16 protein-coding genes are annotated in these 16,007 nt (G+C 64.6%); 8 read left to right on the forward strand and 8 right to left on the reverse strand.

Annotated features, from left to right (window positions below; genetic code table 11):
- Positions 1–67: 67 nt before the first annotated feature.
- From RQ479_RS19480 to RQ479_RS19505, 6 genes are all read right to left on the reverse strand, one after another.
- Entirely contained in the window at positions 68–814 is a 747-nt protein-coding gene (locus tag RQ479_RS19480; protein WP_376702267.1) for an FAD-binding oxidoreductase, read from the reverse strand.
- A complete protein-coding gene (locus RQ479_RS19485) occupies positions 811–1,422 on the reverse strand; it encodes a molybdopterin-dependent oxidoreductase (protein ID WP_376702268.1) in 612 nt (203 codons plus the stop codon). Before RQ479_RS19485 ends, RQ479_RS19480 begins: the two co-directional genes overlap by 4 nt.
- A gap of 133 nt (positions 1,423–1,555) precedes the next feature.
- Complete coding sequence (locus RQ479_RS19490; protein ID WP_376702269.1) at positions 1,556–3,094, reverse strand: DegQ family serine endoprotease; 1,539 nt, start codon at positions 3,092–3,094, stop codon at positions 1,556–1,558.
- Positions 3,095–3,451: 357 nt separating this feature from the next.
- The gene (locus RQ479_RS19495) at positions 3,452–4,177 is read right to left on the reverse strand and encodes an MBL fold metallo-hydrolase (protein ID WP_376702270.1); all 726 of its coding nucleotides are present in this window, start codon (positions 4,175–4,177) and stop codon (positions 3,452–3,454) included.
- Positions 4,178–4,193: 16 nt separating this feature from the next.
- Positions 4,194–5,360, reverse strand: coding sequence for a diphosphate--fructose-6-phosphate 1-phosphotransferase (locus RQ479_RS19500; RefSeq protein WP_376702271.1), 1,167 nt, complete (start codon positions 5,358–5,360; stop codon positions 4,194–4,196).
- A 97-nt stretch (positions 5,361–5,457) separates the two neighbouring features.
- Positions 5,458–6,222, reverse strand: a complete 765-nt coding sequence (locus RQ479_RS19505; RefSeq protein WP_376702272.1) for a L,D-transpeptidase — start codon at positions 6,220–6,222, stop codon at positions 5,458–5,460.
- Between the two features lie 187 nt (positions 6,223–6,409).
- On the opposite strand from RQ479_RS19505, the gene RQ479_RS19510 reads away from it, so the two are divergent.
- The 3 genes from RQ479_RS19510 to xylB all read left to right on the forward strand — a co-directional run bounded on the left by RQ479_RS19510 (position 6,410) and on the right by xylB (position 10,014).
- Positions 6,410–7,033 (forward strand): LysE family translocator, encoded by a 624-nt coding sequence (locus RQ479_RS19510; RefSeq protein WP_376702273.1) that lies wholly within the window; start codon positions 6,410–6,412, stop codon positions 7,031–7,033.
- A 9-nt stretch (positions 7,034–7,042) separates the two neighbouring features.
- Positions 7,043–8,368: a tetratricopeptide repeat protein gene (locus RQ479_RS19515; protein ID WP_376702274.1), complete on the forward strand. Its 1,326-nt coding sequence runs from the start codon at positions 7,043–7,045 to the stop codon at positions 8,366–8,368.
- Between the two features lie 191 nt (positions 8,369–8,559).
- Positions 8,560–10,014, forward strand: coding sequence for a xylulokinase (gene xylB, locus RQ479_RS19520; protein WP_376702275.1), 1,455 nt, complete (start codon positions 8,560–8,562; stop codon positions 10,012–10,014).
- Positions 10,015–10,055: 41 nt separating this feature from the next.
- Here xylB and RQ479_RS19525 read toward each other — a convergent pair whose 3' ends face one another.
- On the reverse strand, positions 10,056–10,415 hold the full coding sequence (locus RQ479_RS19525; protein ID WP_376702276.1) for a nuclear transport factor 2 family protein: 360 nt from the start codon (positions 10,413–10,415) through the stop codon (positions 10,056–10,058).
- 110 nt (positions 10,416–10,525) lie between these two features.
- Here RQ479_RS19525 and xylA point away from each other — a divergent pair, with 110 nt between their 5' ends.
- Both xylA and RQ479_RS19535 read left to right on the forward strand, forming a co-directional pair.
- A complete protein-coding gene (gene xylA / locus RQ479_RS19530) occupies positions 10,526–11,851 on the forward strand; it encodes a xylose isomerase (RefSeq protein ID WP_376702277.1) in 1,326 nt (441 codons plus the stop codon).
- 185 nt (positions 11,852–12,036) lie between these two features.
- Complete coding sequence (locus RQ479_RS19535) at positions 12,037–12,246, forward strand: hypothetical protein (RefSeq protein ID WP_352516933.1); 210 nt, start codon at positions 12,037–12,039, stop codon at positions 12,244–12,246.
- 61 nt (positions 12,247–12,307) lie between these two features.
- Here the strand turns inward: RQ479_RS19535 and RQ479_RS19540 are convergent, their stop codons facing one another.
- Positions 12,308–13,288, reverse strand: coding sequence for a GlxA family transcriptional regulator (locus RQ479_RS19540; protein ID WP_376702278.1), 981 nt, complete (start codon positions 13,286–13,288; stop codon positions 12,308–12,310).
- 76 nt (positions 13,289–13,364) lie between these two features.
- Between RQ479_RS19540 and RQ479_RS19545 the strand changes: the two genes are divergently transcribed.
- From RQ479_RS19545 to RQ479_RS19555, 3 genes are read left to right on the forward strand one after another with little or no spacing between them, the layout of a single operon-like run.
- Entirely contained in the window at positions 13,365–14,276 is a 912-nt protein-coding gene (locus tag RQ479_RS19545) for a 3-keto-5-aminohexanoate cleavage protein (protein WP_376702279.1), read from the forward strand.
- A 31-nt stretch (positions 14,277–14,307) separates the two neighbouring features.
- Entirely contained in the window at positions 14,308–14,937 is a 630-nt protein-coding gene (locus RQ479_RS19550) for an HD domain-containing protein (protein WP_376702280.1), read from the forward strand.
- Positions 14,934–16,007, forward strand: a complete 1,074-nt coding sequence (locus tag RQ479_RS19555) for a carnitine 3-dehydrogenase (RefSeq protein ID WP_376702281.1) — start codon at positions 14,934–14,936, stop codon at positions 16,005–16,007. The genes RQ479_RS19550 and RQ479_RS19555 overlap by 4 nt, the downstream gene beginning before the upstream one ends.

Genomic DNA, 16,007 nt, shown 5'->3' on the forward strand with positions numbered 1-16,007 from the left:
CGTTCTGCCTGTTTTTGGCCCGTTTATGCCGGGCAGCGAAGGCAGCAACCGGGCAAGCAGAACCGGGTCAGACCCCGTAGCGTTCGGTGCGGATGAGTGCCGCCGGCACGCTGGCATCGATCAGTGCCTCGGCGGCGGCCGTCACGAATGCGTTCGAGCCGCAGACGAAGGCGAGCTTCGGTGGCGCAGGCAGCCTCGTCATGGCTTGCACCATCATCGCGGCATCGATCCGCCGCGCATAATCCGCCGGACGGCGGGCCGGCTCGCGCGTCAGCGTCAGCACCAGGTCGAAGCCATCCCGGCGCTCGGCGAGGTCGATCAACTCGTCGCGAAAGATCACCTCGTCCCAAACTCGCGCGGAAAACACCAGGGCGGCGGCGACCAGCGACCCCCGTATCGCCCGGTGACGGACCATCGACATCAGCGGCACCACGCCCGACCCGCCGCCGACGAGCAGGAGCGGGCCGCCATCGCCGTCGGACCAAACGAAATGGCCGCCGAGCGGCCCGCGCAATTCGACCTCGTCGCCCACTGCCGCGATCTCGTGAAAGAACGGCGAGACCTCGCCGTCCTCGAGTTTTTCAATCGCCAGTTCGATGGTCTCGCCGGTCTCCGGTGCCGAGGCGATGGAATAGGAGCGCCGCGCCTGATAGCCGTCAGGCGCCGTCAGCCTGACATCGACATGCTGTCCGGCACGGTAAGCGAAGGGCCGCGATGGCTGCAGGAAAAAGCTGGTGACGCGCGGCGTGCGCTTTTGGATGCGGGTGATGGTGACCGTCTGCCAGGGCGACTGCGCCGCCGGTGCGTCGCTCATGGATCGTTCGTGTAGCGCTGCTCGCGCCACGGGTCGCCATAGATATGATAGCCTCGCAACTCCCAGAAACCCGGCTCGTCACGCTCGGTGAACTGCAGCCCGTTCAGCCATTTGGCCGATTTCCAGAAATAGAGATGCGGAACGAGCAGCCGTGCCGGGCCGCCATGGTCGGGGGTGATCGGCTTGCCCTCGTAAAGCAGCGCCACCATCGCCTTGCCGCCGGTGAGATCCTTCGTCGGCACGTTGGTGGAATAGCCGTCGAAACCCAGCGCCAGCGTGAAGGCGGTGGGCGGCTCGATGCCGGCGTCGGCAAGGATGTCGTCGACCAGCACGCCCTGCCACGCCGTGTCGAACTTGGTCCATGCGGTGACGCAATGGATGTCGCGCGTCATCTTGGTCAAGGGCAGCGCGTTGAACTCGGCCCAGTTCCACTTCTTGATCGGCCGCGGCCCGTGCTTAAGCGTGAACGACCAATCCACGGTGCGCACATGCGGCGTCGGGCCGGCCGACAGGACCGGGAAACCTTGCTCGAGATATTGCCCCGGCGGGATACGTGCATCCGTATCCGTCGGCGGCTTTCGTCCGGAAGAGAAGCCTCGGGTAACCATCGAGAATATCCGTTTGCGCAAGGTCCAATCGACCTTTGTCAGTTTTCTCGAAGACGCGCCCGCGGGCAACCGAAATCTTGGCTCCGGCCTGGCGGCAATGCTCTACATCGACCTTGGCAGCGCGCCGTCTGCTTCAGCCACTGGCGAAGGGCACGGCGACAAACATCTGGGCGTCGCCACGCTCGACAAGCAGCAGCACCGATTTCTTGCCGGACTTGGCAGCCTGCACAATCGCCTGGTTAGCCTGCCTGGCGCTCCTCACCGGATGCTGGTCGACGGTGACGATGATGTCGCCGGGCTGGATGCCGGAAGCCGATGCCGCCTTGTTCGGGTCGACGCGCTCGACCAGTGCGCCGTGCTGGTTGCCTGCCAGGTTCATTGCCTGCCGCACATCCGGGGTAACATCCATCAGGCCGAGACCGAGCGCCGGTGCGCGAAGGCCCTGCTCCGTCGACGGCTGATGCTGATCGCCGGTCACCGATCCCGTCGCCATGTCGTCTTCGTTGCGCCCGACCTCGACGGAGATCTGCTGGCTTTGCCCCTTGCGCCAGACATCGAGGGTTTCCGTCGTGCCGGGTGCAACGTCGGCGACGGCGCGCGACAGGCCCCTTGGATCCTTTATGTCCTGGCCAGCGAAGCTGGTAATGACATCGCCGGTCTCGATGCCGGCCTTGGCGGCCGGCGATCCGTCGCTGACCTGCGCGACCAGCACGCCGGCGGGGTGATCGAGGCCGATGGCGCTCGCCATGTCAGGCGTCACCGGCTGGATCTGGACGCCGAGATAGCCGTACTGGATGGAGCCGCCCTTCATCAGCTTGGCGACGACCTTTTGTGCCTGGTCTGAGGGAATGGCGAAGCCGACGCCGACGCTGCCGCCATTCGGTGAAAAGATCGCCGTGTTGATGCCGACGACATTGCCGTTCACATCCGTCAGCGGGCCGCCGGAATTGCCCCGGTTGATCGGTGCGTCGATCTGGATGAAGTCGTCAAACGGCCCGCTGTGCAGGTCGCGGCCGCGGGCCGAGACGATGCCGGCCGTGACCGTGGTGCCAAGGCCGAAAGGATTGCCGAAGGCGAGCACCTGGTCGCCCGGCATGAGCTTGTCGGAATCGCCCCATTTGACGGTCGGCAAGGGCTTGCCGGCCTTGACCCTGAGCACGGCAAGATCGTTCTTGGCGTCATGGCCGATCAATTTGGCGGGAAGCTCGGTGCCGTCGTCGAGCGTCACCCTGATCGATTGGGCGCCGTCGACGACGTGATTGTTGGTGACGATGGTGCCGTCGGCGCCGACGACGAAGCCTGAACCGAGGGCCTCGGCGCGCGGCGCCTGCTCCGGCGGTGTCTTGGGGGCGGGCTGTCCCTGGTCATCGAAGAAATGGCGGAAATAGTCGTCGAAAGGGGAGGTTCCGCCAAAGGGAGAGGCGTCGCTCGTGGTGTCCGGCTGTTGTGCTTCCATGACCGTCGTGATGGTCACCACCGCCGGTTTGTCGGCCGCCACGACCGGCGCGAACGAACCGCTGGGAGCGGTCATGCCGGTGACGGGAGGGGTCACCGTTGCCGCCAGGACATCATTCAGCCTGGGAGCGAGGGGCAAGGCAAAGGGGCTGACGATCAGTGCGGCGCCCAGCAGAGCGGCGACGCGATGTCTGCGAAGGGTCTTGATTGGTGACATGGCCGTTGTCCGGGCGAGAGATTGATCGGGCGCCGCAGCTTTCCATCACCGGAACGCTTTATCGACGTGTCGGCCTTGCCTGTCTCGCCTGGCACGGCGGCCGACCGGATCGACAGCCCCGCATCTAGGGCGCCGATCGTGGTTTCCAGATAATATTACGAAGATTTAATTTCCGGCTGGCAACCGCCCTGCCGGGCTGGCGCCGAAACCCGAAAACAAAAACCCGCCTTGCGGCGGGTCGTTGGGGCGAATCAGCACCATACCCAAATTACTAGCATAGCTGCCGGCACAAAGCAAGAACAAAATAGCTGAGCAAGACAAATCGCTTCAGATTTGCGCCGCCTCAGCAGAGGCCTCCTATTCGCCTTTCCCGTCGGTCCGGCGGAGATAGGCGGTGGCGATCTCGCGCATTCGCCTGCCGTCGAAGCTCGGTCCATGACCGCCATGGCCGATGCGGATCGGCAGCTCGAGCAGGCGCTGCATGGTGCGGCGATAGGCGGCACGATCCGAATCCGGCAGGTCGTCGATCAGCATGGCGTCGTAGATGGCGTCGCCGGCGAAGAACAGGCCGTCTGCCTCGTCGAACAGCGCGATCGAATCCGGAGAGTGGCCGGGCAGATGCAGGACGCGGAATTGACGGTCGCCGAGGTCGATCCAATCGCCCTCGTCCAGGGTCCTAGTCAGCGGCGCCGGCTGAATCCTGTAATCGGCCGCTTTCCAGCCCTCCGCCGGCAGCCTGGAGACGGCGCCTTCCAGATCATGGAACATGTAGGTGTAGGTCACCGCTTCATCCATGCTGTCGAACTGCGCGGCGCTGTGGCGCGGCCCTGCCCGCAACGGAAACTCGTGCAGCGAGCCGACATGATCGAGATGGATATGCGTGGCGACGACGAGCAGCGGCTTGCCGGCCGGCATATCGATCTGCGGCGCCAGCGGGCAGATCCCCATGCCGGTGTCGACCAGCAGGTCGACATCGCGGCCGCGCAAATGCCAGATGTTGGCGCGCACGAATTCATGCACGAAGGGCTCGGTCAGCATCGTCGTCTTGGCATCGACGATGGTTTTGCTGAACCAGCTGTCCATCAGACGAAAGCCGGCATCAGACGAACGGCTTGCCGACCTTGTACTTTTGCGGAACCAGCCGCTTCAGATAGGCCATGCCCGTATCGGACAGCCGGTTGACGTCGGGCAGCATGAAATCATCCGGCATATGGCGCGTCTTGCCGGCGACGTTCTTCAGCGGCACCTTCTTCAGCACGGTTTTCTTGCCGTCATATTGCAGCGCCACCGAACCGCCGCCCTCGTCGGCCACGGTGACCGCGAAGGCGCCGGCATCGAAGGCCTCCTGCGCGTCCACCGCGCTGATGGCGCCGACATAGCCGCGCGGCATGTAACCGAGCGCATCGACGCGCGCCCGCTTGCCCGGCAATCCTTCGGCGAGCGCACGCTCCAAGGCTGCCGGCAGGTCGCTGCCCGACAGCTTGACGTTGCCGTGCTGGTCGCGCTCCAGCCTTTCCGGCGGCACCAGGCTTTCGACCAGCGCCTTGCCGTCGGCAGTGCTGACGCCCTCGGAGACGGCAACGATGCAGCGCTTGTGGCGGTCGAGCGTGGCGCGCACGTCGTCGATGAAGCCGGCCGCCGAGAACGGCCGCTCCGGCACGTAGACGAGATGCGGGCCGCTGTCCTGGTCGAGCTGCCATGCCGCGGATGCGGCCGTCAGGAAACCGGCATGCCGCCCCATGACGATGCCGACATAGATGCCGGGCAGAGCGCGGAAATCGAGATCGACCGAAAGGAATGCCCCGGCGACGAACTCGGCCGCCGACATGAAGCCGGGCGTGTGGTCGTTGTCCTCGAGATCGTTGTCGATGGTTTTCGGCGCATGGACGAAGGCGATCTTGCCGCCGGCGGCGTCGGTCAGGATGTGCTGTGTGCCCGAGGTGTCGTTGCCGCCGATATAGATGAAGGCGTCGGCACCGGCTTTCTTCAAGCCGTTGAGGACGAGGTCGCAATAGGCGGCATCCGGCTTGTCGCGCGTCGAACCAAGCGCGGCGCTCGGTGTCGCCGCGATCAGCCGCAGGCGGTCCTCGGGGATGGCTGAAAGATCGACGTAATTGCCGTCACGAATGCCGCGCACGCCGTGGATGGAACCAAGGACCTTGGCGCCGGGATGCCGCTTGCGGATTTCGAGCGTGGCGCCCACCACGGTCTGGTTGATGACGGCGGTCGGGCCGCCGCCTTGCGCGATGACAAAAGTTCCGGCCATTGTTCACGTCTCCCGGGGCGATGAAAATCGCAGGCACATTCGCCTGTCTTGCGGCATCGCGCAACGGCAGAGTGATCGTTGAAAGCGAAGCCGCCGTTCAGACGACGACGACCGGGTTTTTCTTGGAGACGCGGCTGTAGAGATCGATGATGTCCTGGTTGATCAGGCGCACGCAGCCCGACGACATCGCCTGTCCGATGCTCCACCATTCGGGCGAGCCGTGGATGCGATAGCCGGTGTCGCTGCCGTTCTGATAGATGTAGAGGGCGCGCGCGCCGAGCGGATTGTCGAGGCCGCCCGGCTGTCCGCTTTGCCATTTTACCAGCTCCGGCCTGCGGGCGATCATCTCGGGCGGCGGGGTCCAGACCGGCCATTCCTTGCCGTACTGGATGTTGGCGCGGCCGGACCAGCGGAACCCGTCCTTGCCGATGCCGACGCCGTAACGGATCGCCTCGCCGCCGGGCTGCACCAGATAGAGCAGCCGTTCCTGCGAGTGGACGACGATGGTGCCGGGTTGCTCGCCGGTCGGATCGACGACGATCTGGCGGCGGAACTCCGGCTTGACCTTGAGATAGGGCACTTCCGGCACATTGAAGCCACCGTCGGTGAGCGAAGCGTACATCACGTCGGGGCTGGTGATGTTCTTGTCGACGCTGATGCTCGGACGGATCGGCCGGATCGAGCCGGTGGTGACATCGTCGAGCTGGAGCGACGGCAGATCCAGCGTCTGATTGCAGCCGGCGACGCCGAGCAGCGCCAGTGCGCCGCCGCCGGACAGCACCGTGCGGCGGGAAAGCTGTATTTCGGTTTCGATTGCGTCGCCATTACGCGGCAGCGACAGACCTTGCGGCAACTCACGCATTTACCCAAACCCTACGCTATCGGCGGGAAACACGGTCCGGCCGGATAGCAGGCATTTTCACCAATCATGGTTGAAAAAGCGTGAAGGTCGGCCGCCTGGCGTTAACGAGGGCTTTTTCGATTTTTGCCTCTTTACATCTTCGCGGGGCCGAGGATTTATCCTCTTCTTTGAGCTCAAGGAGAAGAAAATGTCCTTCGAAAACTGGGCCGCGTTTGCCGCCGCTTCGACAGTCCTTCTGGTCATTCCGGGCCCGACCATCCTGCTGGTGGTGTCCTATGCGCTCGGCCAGGGCTGGCGCATCGCGCTGCCGGTGGCAGTCGGCGTGGCGCTCGGCGACTTCACCGCGATGACACTGTCGATGCTGGGCATCGGCGCGCTGCTGGCGGCGTCGGCCACCGTATTCACCGTGCTGAAGGTGATCGGCGCCTTCTATCTGATCTATCTCGGCATCAAGCTGTTTCGCGCCGGCGGTGCGCTCAGGGCCGAACCACGCACCGATGCGGTGTCATCGGCCAAGATGACGGCGCATGTCTGGCTGGTTACCGCGCTCAATCCGAAAAGCATCACCTTTTTCGTCGCCTTCCTGCCGCAGTTCCTCGACCGGCACGCGGATTTCTGGACACAGATGCTGATCTTCGAGACGACCTTCCTGGCGCTCGCCTTCGCCAATGCCTTCGGTTATGCGCTGATCGCGGCAAGGGCGCGCGACGTGGTGCGCAACCCAAAGGCGATCCGCATCTTCAATCGCACCGGCGGCACGCTGCTGGTCGGCGCCGGGATCGCGACGGTGGCGATGCGATCGGGCAACTGAGGACAGACCATGGCGGTCAGCGATGCATTCGGCCTGACACTGTCCGGCGCGACGGAGGCCGGGCTCTCGTCCTACAGCCGGGCCGTGCGCGAATTGCAGTGTTTCATCGGCGATCCTGTCGGTTCCGTTGACCGGGCAATCGCCGAAGATCCCGGCTTCGTCATGGCGCATGTGTTCAAGGGTTATCTCTTTGGCCTCGCCACAGAGCGCGAAGCGACGGCGGTGGCCAAGGCATGTCACGAGGCGGCGCTGCCGCTTGCCGCGACGACACGCGAGCAGGCGCATGTCGCCGCCCTTGGCCACCTTGCGGAGGGCCGCTGGCACGAGGCCGCCCGCGTGCTGGAGGACATCGCCATCGAGTTTCCGCTCGATGCGCTGGCGCTGCAGACCGGCCACCAGATCGACTTCTTCACCGGCAATGCGCGCATGCTGCGCGACCGCATCGGCCGCGCGCTGCCGTCCTGGCAGAGCGGCATGCCGGGCTATCACGCCATACTCGGCATGCAGGCCTTTGGGCTGGAGGAAATGGGCGACTACGCGCGCGCCGAAAGGCTTGGCCGCACGGCGGTGGATCTCGAGCCGCGCGACGGCTGGGCCCAGCATGCGGTGGCCCATGTCATGGAGATGCAGAGCCGGCAGAAGGACGGCATTCTGTGGATGCGCGCCAATCCCGAAGCGTGGACGCGGGAAAGCTTCCTGCAGGTGCACAATTGGTGGCATCTGGCCCTGTTCCATTATGATCTCGGCGAGACCGGCGAGGTGCTGGCGCTCTACGACGGGCCGATCTATGGCGAGCGCTCGACGCTGGCGCTCAACATGGTCGATGCCTCGGCTATCCTGTGGCGGCTGCATCTCGGCGGCGTCGATGTCGGCGAGCGCTGGACGGCACTCGCCGCCAACTGGTTGCCCAAGGCCAGCGCCGGCCATTATGCCTTCAACGACGCCCACGCGATGATGGCGTTCGTCGGCGCCGGCCTCGACGCGCCGGCCCGCGGCTTGCTCGAGGCGCAGCGCGAGGCGATGCAGGGTAAAGACGACAACGCTGCTTTCACCCGGGATGTCGGCCATCCGCTGACGCTCGCCATCAAGGCATTCGGCGAGGGCAATCATGCCGAGACGATACGCCTGATCCGGCCGATCCGGGCAATCGCCCATCGCTTCGGCGGCAGCCACGCACAACGCGACGTCATCGACCTGACGCTGATCGAAGCGGCATTGCGTTCCGGTGATGGCGCACTGGCGAGGGCGCTTGCGGCGGAACGTGCACTGGCACGGCCGGACAGCCCGTTGTCGGCACTGTTTTCACGGCGCGCAACCGCTCTCGCGGCGAATTGACCAAGGCCACATCTTGCCTTAAAAACTGCCCCGGCCAGATTTTTTCGAGCGTCGAAAAAATCTTCGCGTGTTGACCGGAGCGCTTGTCCGGCGGCACGATTGCCGGGATATCTTCGCCGCCCGTGTCGCAGGACTGGGCGGGGAAGCAAGGAAGACCGTCGCCGCCAGGTATGACGGACATGGGAGGAAACATGTATCTCGGCCTCGATCTCGGCACGTCGGGCGTCAAGGCGCTGCTGGTCGATGCCCGGCAGAGCATCGTCGGTTCCGGCCATGCGCAGCTCGACGTGTCGCGCCCGCATCCCGGCTGGTCCGAACAGAACCCGGCCGACTGGATCCGCGCCTGCGAAGCGGCGATCGCCGAGCTGAGGTCCACGCATGCGAAGGAACTCGCGGCGGTCAAAGGCATCGGCCTTTCCGGCCATATGCATGGCGCCACCCTGCTCGATGCCGCCGACCAGGTGCTGCGCCCCTGCATCCTGTGGAACGACACACGCAGCCACGCCGAGGCGGCTGTACTCGATGCCGACCCGCGCTTTCGCAAGCTGACCGGCAACATCGTCTTTCCCGGCTTCACCGCGCCGAAGCTGGCCTGGGTGAAAAACAACGAACCGGCTGTTTTCGCCAAGGTGGCAAAGGTCCTGCTGCCGAAGGACTTTTTGCGGCTCTGGCTCACCGGCGAGCATATTTCGGAAATGTCGGATTCGGCTGGCACGTCGTGGCTCGATGTCGGCAAACGAGCCTGGTCCGCCGAACTGCTCGCCGCCACGTCGCTCGACGAAAGGCAGATGCCGTCATTGGTCGAAGGCACGGCAAAGGCCGGTGCCTTGCGCAGCGAACTGGCTGCGAAATGGGGCATGCAGACGGGCATCCCGATCGCCGGCGGCGCCGGCGACAACGCGGCCTCGGCCTGCGGCATGGGCACGGTCGGCGCCGGCCAGGCTTTCGTCTCGCTCGGCACGTCCGGTGTGCTTTTTGCCGCCAACGCGTCCTATCTGCCCAATCCGGAAAGTGCGGTACACACCTTCTGCCACGCGCTGCCCGGCACCTGGCACCAGATGGGCGTCATCCTGTCTGCGACCGATTCGCTCAACTGGCTGTCGGGGATCGCTGGAAAAAGCGCCAGCGAACTGACCGCCGAACTCGGCGATGCGCTGCAGGCGCCGACCGGCGTCTCCTTCCTGCCGTACCTCTCAGGCGAGCGGACGCCTCACAATGATTCGGCCATTCGTGGCGCGTTTACCGGGCTTGCACACGAGTCCGGCCGCGTGGCGCTGACCCAGGCCGTGCTCGAAGGCGTCGCCTTCGCCTTCCGCGACAGCCTCGAAGCCCTGGCCAAGGCCGGCACGACGCTGACCCGGGTGACGGCGATCGGCGGCGGCTCGCGTTCGCGCTACTGGCTGAAGGCCATCGCCACCGCGCTTGGCCTGCCAGTCGATATTCCAGCCGACGGCGATTTCGGCGCCGCCTTCGGTGCGGCCCGGCTTGGCCTGATCGCGGCGACCGGTGCCGATCCGCGCGCCGTGTGCACGGCGCCGGCGACCGACGCCACGGTCGAGCCGGTCGCCGCCCTCGGCGATGCCTACGCGGATGCTTATCAGCGCTACCGCCAGCTTTACCCGGCAATCAGGAGCGCCACGGCGTGAGCGGATTCCCGCCCTCGCCGCGGCCTGCCGAAAAGGCCTCACTACGCCGGCACCTTGTCGAGAAAGCCGGTGACGCTTTTCAGCCGGCCATTTTCGATGACGCCGATATCAGTGCCTTCGATGATGGACTCGACGCCGTCCGGCCCGAGGTTCCACGAGAAGCGGATGGTATCGGCGAAGCCGTCCGGCTTGCCTTTCAGCGAGAAGCTGAAGCCGGCAAAGCGCTGCTGCACGCCGTCGATCAGCGCCGCGATGCCGTCATGGCCGTCGCCCTGCATGATCGGATCGCGGTAGCCGATGTCCTCGGTGAAGGTCGCCTCGAGCAAGGCTTTCCTGCGCACGGCGTCGCTCTCGTTCCAGGCGGCGATGTAGTTTTCGGCAATGGTGTTGAGGTCGGTCATGGTCTGTCTCCTTCGTTGAGTGGCTTTGACATGAGCCTTTTCACCCAGCGCCAGCGCGAAACCAATTACGCCTGAGGTAATCAGGCCGAACCATGCGAGAGGAAAAGAACATGACCAGCGGTTTTTTCGGCGACATCCAGCAGATCAAATACGAGGGACCGGATTCGACCAATCCGCTGGCCTACCGGTTCTACAATCCCGACGAGATTGTCGCCGGCAAGCGGCTTGAAGACCATCTGCGCTTTGCCGTCGCCTATTGGCATTCCTTTGCCTGGCCGGGCGGGGATCCGTTCGGCGGCCAGACGTTTGAGCGGCCGTGGTTCCCAAAGGCAGGCGGCACCGACACGATGGAGTTGGCCAAGCTCAAGGCCGACGTCGCCTTCGAGATGTTTTCGTTGCTGGGCGCGCCTTATTTCTGCTTCCACGATGCCGATGTGCGGCCGGAGGGCCGGGACTTTTCCGAAAGTGCGGCGCGGCTCGACGAGATCGCCGACTATTTCTCGGGAAAGATGAAGCAGACCGGCGTCAAGCTGCTTTGGGGCACGGCGAACCTGTTCTCCAACCGCCGCTTCATGTCGGGCGCCGCGACCAATCCCGATCCGGACGTCTTTGCCTATTCGGCGGCGACGGTGAAACACTGCATCGACGTCACCAAGCGGCTGAACGGCGAGAACTACGTGTTGTGGGGCGGCCGCGAGGGCTATGAGACGCTGCTCAACACCGACCTTGGCCGCGAGCAGGAACAGGCCGGCCGCTTCCTCAACCTGGTCGTCGACTACAAGCACAGGATCGGCTTCGAAGGCACCATCCTGATCGAGCCGAAGCCGCAGGAGCCAACCAAGCACCAATACGATTACGACGTCGCCACCGTCTATGGCTTCCTCAAGCGTTTCGGACTGGAGAATGAGGTCAAGCTCAACATCGAGCAGGGCCACGCCATCCTGGCCGGCCATTCGTTCGAGCATGAACTGGCGCTGGCCAATGCGCTCGGCATTTTCGGCTCGATCGACATGAACCGCAACGACTACCAGTCGGGCTGGGATACCGACCAGTTCCCCAACAATGTGCCGGAGATGGCACTGGCCTACTACCAGGTGCTGCAGGCCGGCGGCTTCAAGACCGGCGGCACCAATTTCGACGCCAAGCTCAGGCGCCAGTCGCTCGATCCGCAGGATCTGCTGATCGGCCATATCGGCGGCATGGATTGCTGCGCTCGCGGCCTCAAAGCGGCAGCGCGCATGGTCGAGGACAAGGCGCTGTCCGCCCCGCTCGCCGAACGCTATGCCGGCTGGGATGCGGCCGAGGCCAAGGCGATGCTTGCCGGCAAGCGCACTCTCGAGGAGATCGCCGAGCGCGTCGTCAAGGAAGAGATCGAGCCGCAGCCCAGATCCGGCCGCCAGGAACTGCTCGAGAATATCGTCAACCGGTACGTCTGAGGTGTCGCACCGGCGGGTCTTTTGACCGACCCGCCGGTCCGGAACAGCTTTGCGCGAGGGCGGAACCGACGACAAGGTTTTGCCTCGCGCCGCCCCTCAATCGCCTCGCTCTTGCCTTCAAACAGCCGTCACGAATCTCGTATATGTGGTTCGTGGCGGGAACAGAAAGAAGGAGGCGAAACGATATGCAGCACGAACGCGAAATCGACGCCCTGCTCTCATCTGGCGAGGCCGGATCGATCATCGACCGGCTGATGGCGCTGCCGCACCCGAAGCAAGGTGCGTTGAGCGCAAACGAATGGGATCGCGCGGTCGCCAGCCGCTTCGAGACCCATCTTGCGAGACAGATGCGCTCGCAGATCGACGGCAACAGCGTCCGCCAGGACGCTGCCTGATCCACCTTTGTCTATGCATGTCGTTACCCCAAAACCGCTACGCACTTTTGGGCGACATGCATTATCTCTGGCGCAGCCTGACCGGCGCTTCGCCGAACGCTCTTGAAAACGCCCTGGAAAATGCCGCGGCGGACGAGAATCCTGTCCGCCCGGCAATATCGGCCATGGCCACGCGCGTATCGACCACCAGCCGGCGCGCCGCACCCAGCCGCAGCCTGAGATAATAGGCGCCCGGCGTTTCGCCGATCGACTTGCGAAAAATGCTTTCCAGCGTTCGCGCCGTCACTCCGGCGCGCTTTGCCACCGCGGCAATGGCCAGCGGCTGGTCGACATGGGCTTCCATCAGCCGGATGGCTTGCGCCAGCCTGGGATCGTAGCCGTCGAGACGGCCGAGCGAGACCAGCGGCTGCGCGTCGGTCGCGGCGCGCGCCTGGTCGTAGATGAAGACGCTCGCGACATCGAGCGCCACGGCCATGCCGAGCCGCGTGCGAATCAGATGCAGCATCAGGTCGAAGGTCGGCGAGGCACCGCCGGAGGTGAACACCGGGCCATCGATGACGTAGCGGTCGGGGCGCACGTCGACGCCGGGAAAGGCCGACGAAAAATCCTCCATGTCCTCCCAGTGGGTGGTGGCGCTGCGCCCTTCCAGCAAGCCCGCGCGCGCCACCAGCCACGTACCCGCCTCGACGCCGCCGCAGGCGCGTGCCGCGCGCGCCGCCCGGCGCAGGCCGGACAGCAAGGCCGACGTGGCATAGTTCTGCGTGCCAAAGCCGGCGACGACGACCAGCATGTCGGTTGTGTCAGCCGCATCGAAGCGGCCGCTGACCGCCACCGGCAGGCTGCATGTGGTGACCGGCGCCTCGCCTGTGACCGAGACCAGCCTGAAATCGAACAGCGTCTCACCGGCAATACGGTTGGCGGCGCGCAACGGATCGACGGCCGACGCGACGCACATGATCGACGAGCCGGAGAATACCAGCAGCGTCACCTTGAGCGGCAAACGTTCGGCACGAAAGATCGTCGGTTTTTCGGTTTTGGTCACACGATCTTCGTAAAACGCAAAACAGTTTGCGGCAAGTCAGGCATTCTTGCCCTACGTTCTATTGGGAGAGAGTCCGATGCCGTTAGCGATGAACCGAGAGGTTTTCATTACCTGTGCCGTGACCGGGTCCGGCGGTTCGCAGGACCGCAGCCCGTATGTGCCGCGCTCGCCCAAGCAGATCGCCGATTCGGCCATTGAGGCGGCAAAGGCAGGGGCTGCGATCGTGCACTGCCATGTGCGCGATCCCGAGACCGGCAAGGCTAGGCGCGACGTGCATCTCTATCGCGAAGTAACCGAGCGCATCCGCGCGGCAGACGTCGATGTCGTTTTGAACCTGACCGCCGGCATGGGCGGCGACATGGTATTCGGCCCGCCGGAGAAGCCGCTGCCGCTGAACGAAAAAGCCACCGACATGGGCGGTGCCAGCAACCGCATGGAGCATGTGCGCCAGTGCCTGCCGGAAATCTGCACGCTCGACTGCGGCACCATGAATTTCGCCGAGGCCGACTATGTCATGACCAACACGCCCGGCATGCTGCGCGCCATGGGCGGCATGATGACGGCGCTCGGCGTCAAGCCGGAGATCGAGGCCTTCGACACCGGGCATCTGTGGTTCGCCAAGCAATTGGTCGAGGAAGAAGTGCTGAAGCCGGACGCGCTGGTGCAATTGTGCATGGGCGTGCCGTGGGGCGCGCCGGACGACCTCAACACCTTCATGGCCATGGTCAACAATGTACCGTCGACCTGGAACTGGTCGGCCTTTGCCATCGGCCGCAACCAGATGGCCTATGTCGCGGCCGCGGTGCTAGCCGGCGGCAATGTCCGCGTCGGGCTGGAGGATAATCTCTGGCTCGACAAGGGCGTGCTGGCGACCAATGCGCAGCTGGTCGAGCGGGCGGTCAGCATCGTGTCGAATATGGGCGCAAGGGTCATCGGCCCCGATGAGGTGCGCAAGAAGCTGAACCTGACGAAGCGCGCACCGCTTTGAAAAGCCGGTAGCCGGTTGGGAGGAGCCGCCGATGAAGACCGTGAAATTCACCGCCATGAAGGACGGCGACCGCGAGGATTATGCCTTCCTCACCGAGCACGAGATCGACTATGCGGCAAAGACCGGCGAACGGTTGCTCGACGCGCTCGTCCAGCTTGATGCGGGCCTGTCGGGCTACAAGATCACCCGGCTCGGCCATTCGCTGCAAGCGGCAACACGGGCCTGGCGCGACGGCGCCGACACCGACTGGATTGCCTGCGCGCTGCTGCACGACATCGGCGACATCTACGCGCCCTATAATCACGACGAATATGCGGCGTCGATCCTGAAGCCTTTTGTGCGCGAGCAATGCACCTGGGTGGTGGAGAAGCACGGCGACTTCCAGCGTCTCTATTACGCCCATCACCTCGGCGGCAATCCGCACGCCCGCGACCGTTTCGCCGGGCACATCTATTTCGACGATTGCGATGAGTTTTGCGAGCGCTGGGACCAGTCGAGCTTCGACCCGGATTACGAGACATTGTCGATCGATTTCTTCCGGCCCTTCGTGCTCGAAGTGTTCGCGCGCAAGGCCTATGACGCGTCCTTGATCCGTGCCGGCGAGCGTGTCGCCCTCACCGACCCCGCAACAGCCAGCACAAGAACCGGAGCCTCCGCATGAGCATCATTAACAAGGCGGCCGCCATCGGCGGCGGCGTCATCGGCGCCGGCTGGGTGGCGCGGCTGCTGCTCAACGGCATCGACGTGTCGATCTTCGATCCAGATCCCGAGGCGTCACGCAAGGTCGGCGAGGTGATGAAGGGAGCGCGACGCGCCTACAAGCAGATGCTGCCCGGCGGCCTGCCGAAAGAGGGCAGGCTTACCTTCGCTAAGACGATCGCCGAGGCGGTGGCAGACGCCGACTTCATCCAGGAAAGCGTGCCTGAGCGGCTCGACCTGAAGCACCGCGTTCTGGCCGAGATCGACCTCTATGCGCCGGCCAACGCAATTGTCGGCTCCTCCACCTCCGGCATCAAGCCGACCGACATGCAGGTGGCGATGAAGAAGCATCCGGAGCGGCTGGTCGTCGGCCATCCGTTCAACCCCGTCTATCTGCTGCCGCTGGTCGAGATCGTCGGCGGCGAACAGACCTTTCCCGAGGCGATCGAGGTCGCCAAGGAGATGTACGCCTCGATCGGCATGAAGCCGGTGGTGATCCGCAAGGAGATCGAGGCTTTCGTCGGCGACCGCCTGCTCGAAGCGGCCTGGCGCGAGGCGCTGTGGCTGATCAAGGACGGCATCTGCACGGTCGAGGAGCTTGACGACATCATGCGCTATGGCTTCGGCCTGCGCTGGGCGCAGATGGGCATGTTCCAGGTCTATCGCGTCGCCGGCGGCGAGGCCGGCATGCGCCACTTCATGGCGCAGTTCGGCCCGTGCCTGAAATGGCCGTGGACCAAGCTGATGGATGTGCCGGAGTTCAACGACGAGCTGGTCGAGCTGATCGCCACCCAGTCGGACGATCAGGCGCACGGTCTGTCGATCCGCGAGCTCGAAAAGATCCGCGACGACAATCTGGTCGCCATCATGGAGGCACTGTCGAAGCAGAACAAAGGCAAAGGCTGGGGTGCCGGCGCCCTGCATAAGGACTACACCAGGCAGCTGGCCAAGCTTGCGGCGAAGAAGCCCGTTGCCTCCAAGGCGGCCGAAAAGGCCAAGGCTGAAAAGCCGAAGAAAAAGAAGAAAGGCTGA

The sequence above is a fragment of the Mesorhizobium sp. ISC25 genome, from assembly GCF_042295465.1.
In the GTDB taxonomy this organism is placed as follows: domain Bacteria; phylum Pseudomonadota; class Alphaproteobacteria; order Rhizobiales; family Rhizobiaceae; genus Mesorhizobium.

What these genes read in the sequence shown, in the direction of transcription:
- xylA (WP_376702277.1), top strand. Translation starts at nt 10,526, where the DNA reads ATGACCAGCGGTTTTTTCGGCGACATCCAGCAGATCAAATACGAGGGA.
- RQ479_RS19505 (WP_376702272.1), bottom strand. Translation starts at nt 6,222, where the DNA reads ATGCGTGAGTTGCCGCAAGGTCTGTCGCTGCCGCGTAATGGCGACGCA.
- RQ479_RS19525 (WP_376702276.1), bottom strand. Translation starts at nt 10,415, where the DNA reads ATGACCGACCTCAACACCATTGCCGAAAACTACATCGCCGCCTGGAAC.
- RQ479_RS19555 (WP_376702281.1), top strand. Translation starts at nt 14,934, where the DNA reads ATGAGCATCATTAACAAGGCGGCCGCCATCGGCGGCGGCGTCATCGGC.
- RQ479_RS19480 (WP_376702267.1), bottom strand. Translation starts at nt 814, where the DNA reads ATGAGCGACGCACCGGCGGCGCAGTCGCCCTGGCAGACGGTCACCATC.
- RQ479_RS19545 (WP_376702279.1), top strand. Translation starts at nt 13,365, where the DNA reads ATGCCGTTAGCGATGAACCGAGAGGTTTTCATTACCTGTGCCGTGACC.
- RQ479_RS19500 (WP_376702271.1), bottom strand. Translation starts at nt 5,360, where the DNA reads ATGGCCGGAACTTTTGTCATCGCGCAAGGCGGCGGCCCGACCGCCGTC.
- xylB (WP_376702275.1), top strand. Translation starts at nt 8,560, where the DNA reads ATGTATCTCGGCCTCGATCTCGGCACGTCGGGCGTCAAGGCGCTGCTG.
- RQ479_RS19535 (WP_352516933.1), top strand. Translation starts at nt 12,037, where the DNA reads ATGCAGCACGAACGCGAAATCGACGCCCTGCTCTCATCTGGCGAGGCC.
- RQ479_RS19495 (WP_376702270.1), bottom strand. Translation starts at nt 4,177, where the DNA reads ATGGACAGCTGGTTCAGCAAAACCATCGTCGATGCCAAGACGACGATG.
- RQ479_RS19510 (WP_376702273.1), top strand. Translation starts at nt 6,410, where the DNA reads ATGTCCTTCGAAAACTGGGCCGCGTTTGCCGCCGCTTCGACAGTCCTT.
- RQ479_RS19490 (WP_376702269.1), bottom strand. Translation starts at nt 3,094, where the DNA reads ATGTCACCAATCAAGACCCTTCGCAGACATCGCGTCGCCGCTCTGCTG.
- RQ479_RS19485 (WP_376702268.1), bottom strand. Translation starts at nt 1,422, where the DNA reads ATGGTTACCCGAGGCTTCTCTTCCGGACGAAAGCCGCCGACGGATACG.
- RQ479_RS19550 (WP_376702280.1), top strand. Translation starts at nt 14,308, where the DNA reads ATGAAGACCGTGAAATTCACCGCCATGAAGGACGGCGACCGCGAGGAT.
- RQ479_RS19515 (WP_376702274.1), top strand. Translation starts at nt 7,043, where the DNA reads ATGGCGGTCAGCGATGCATTCGGCCTGACACTGTCCGGCGCGACGGAG.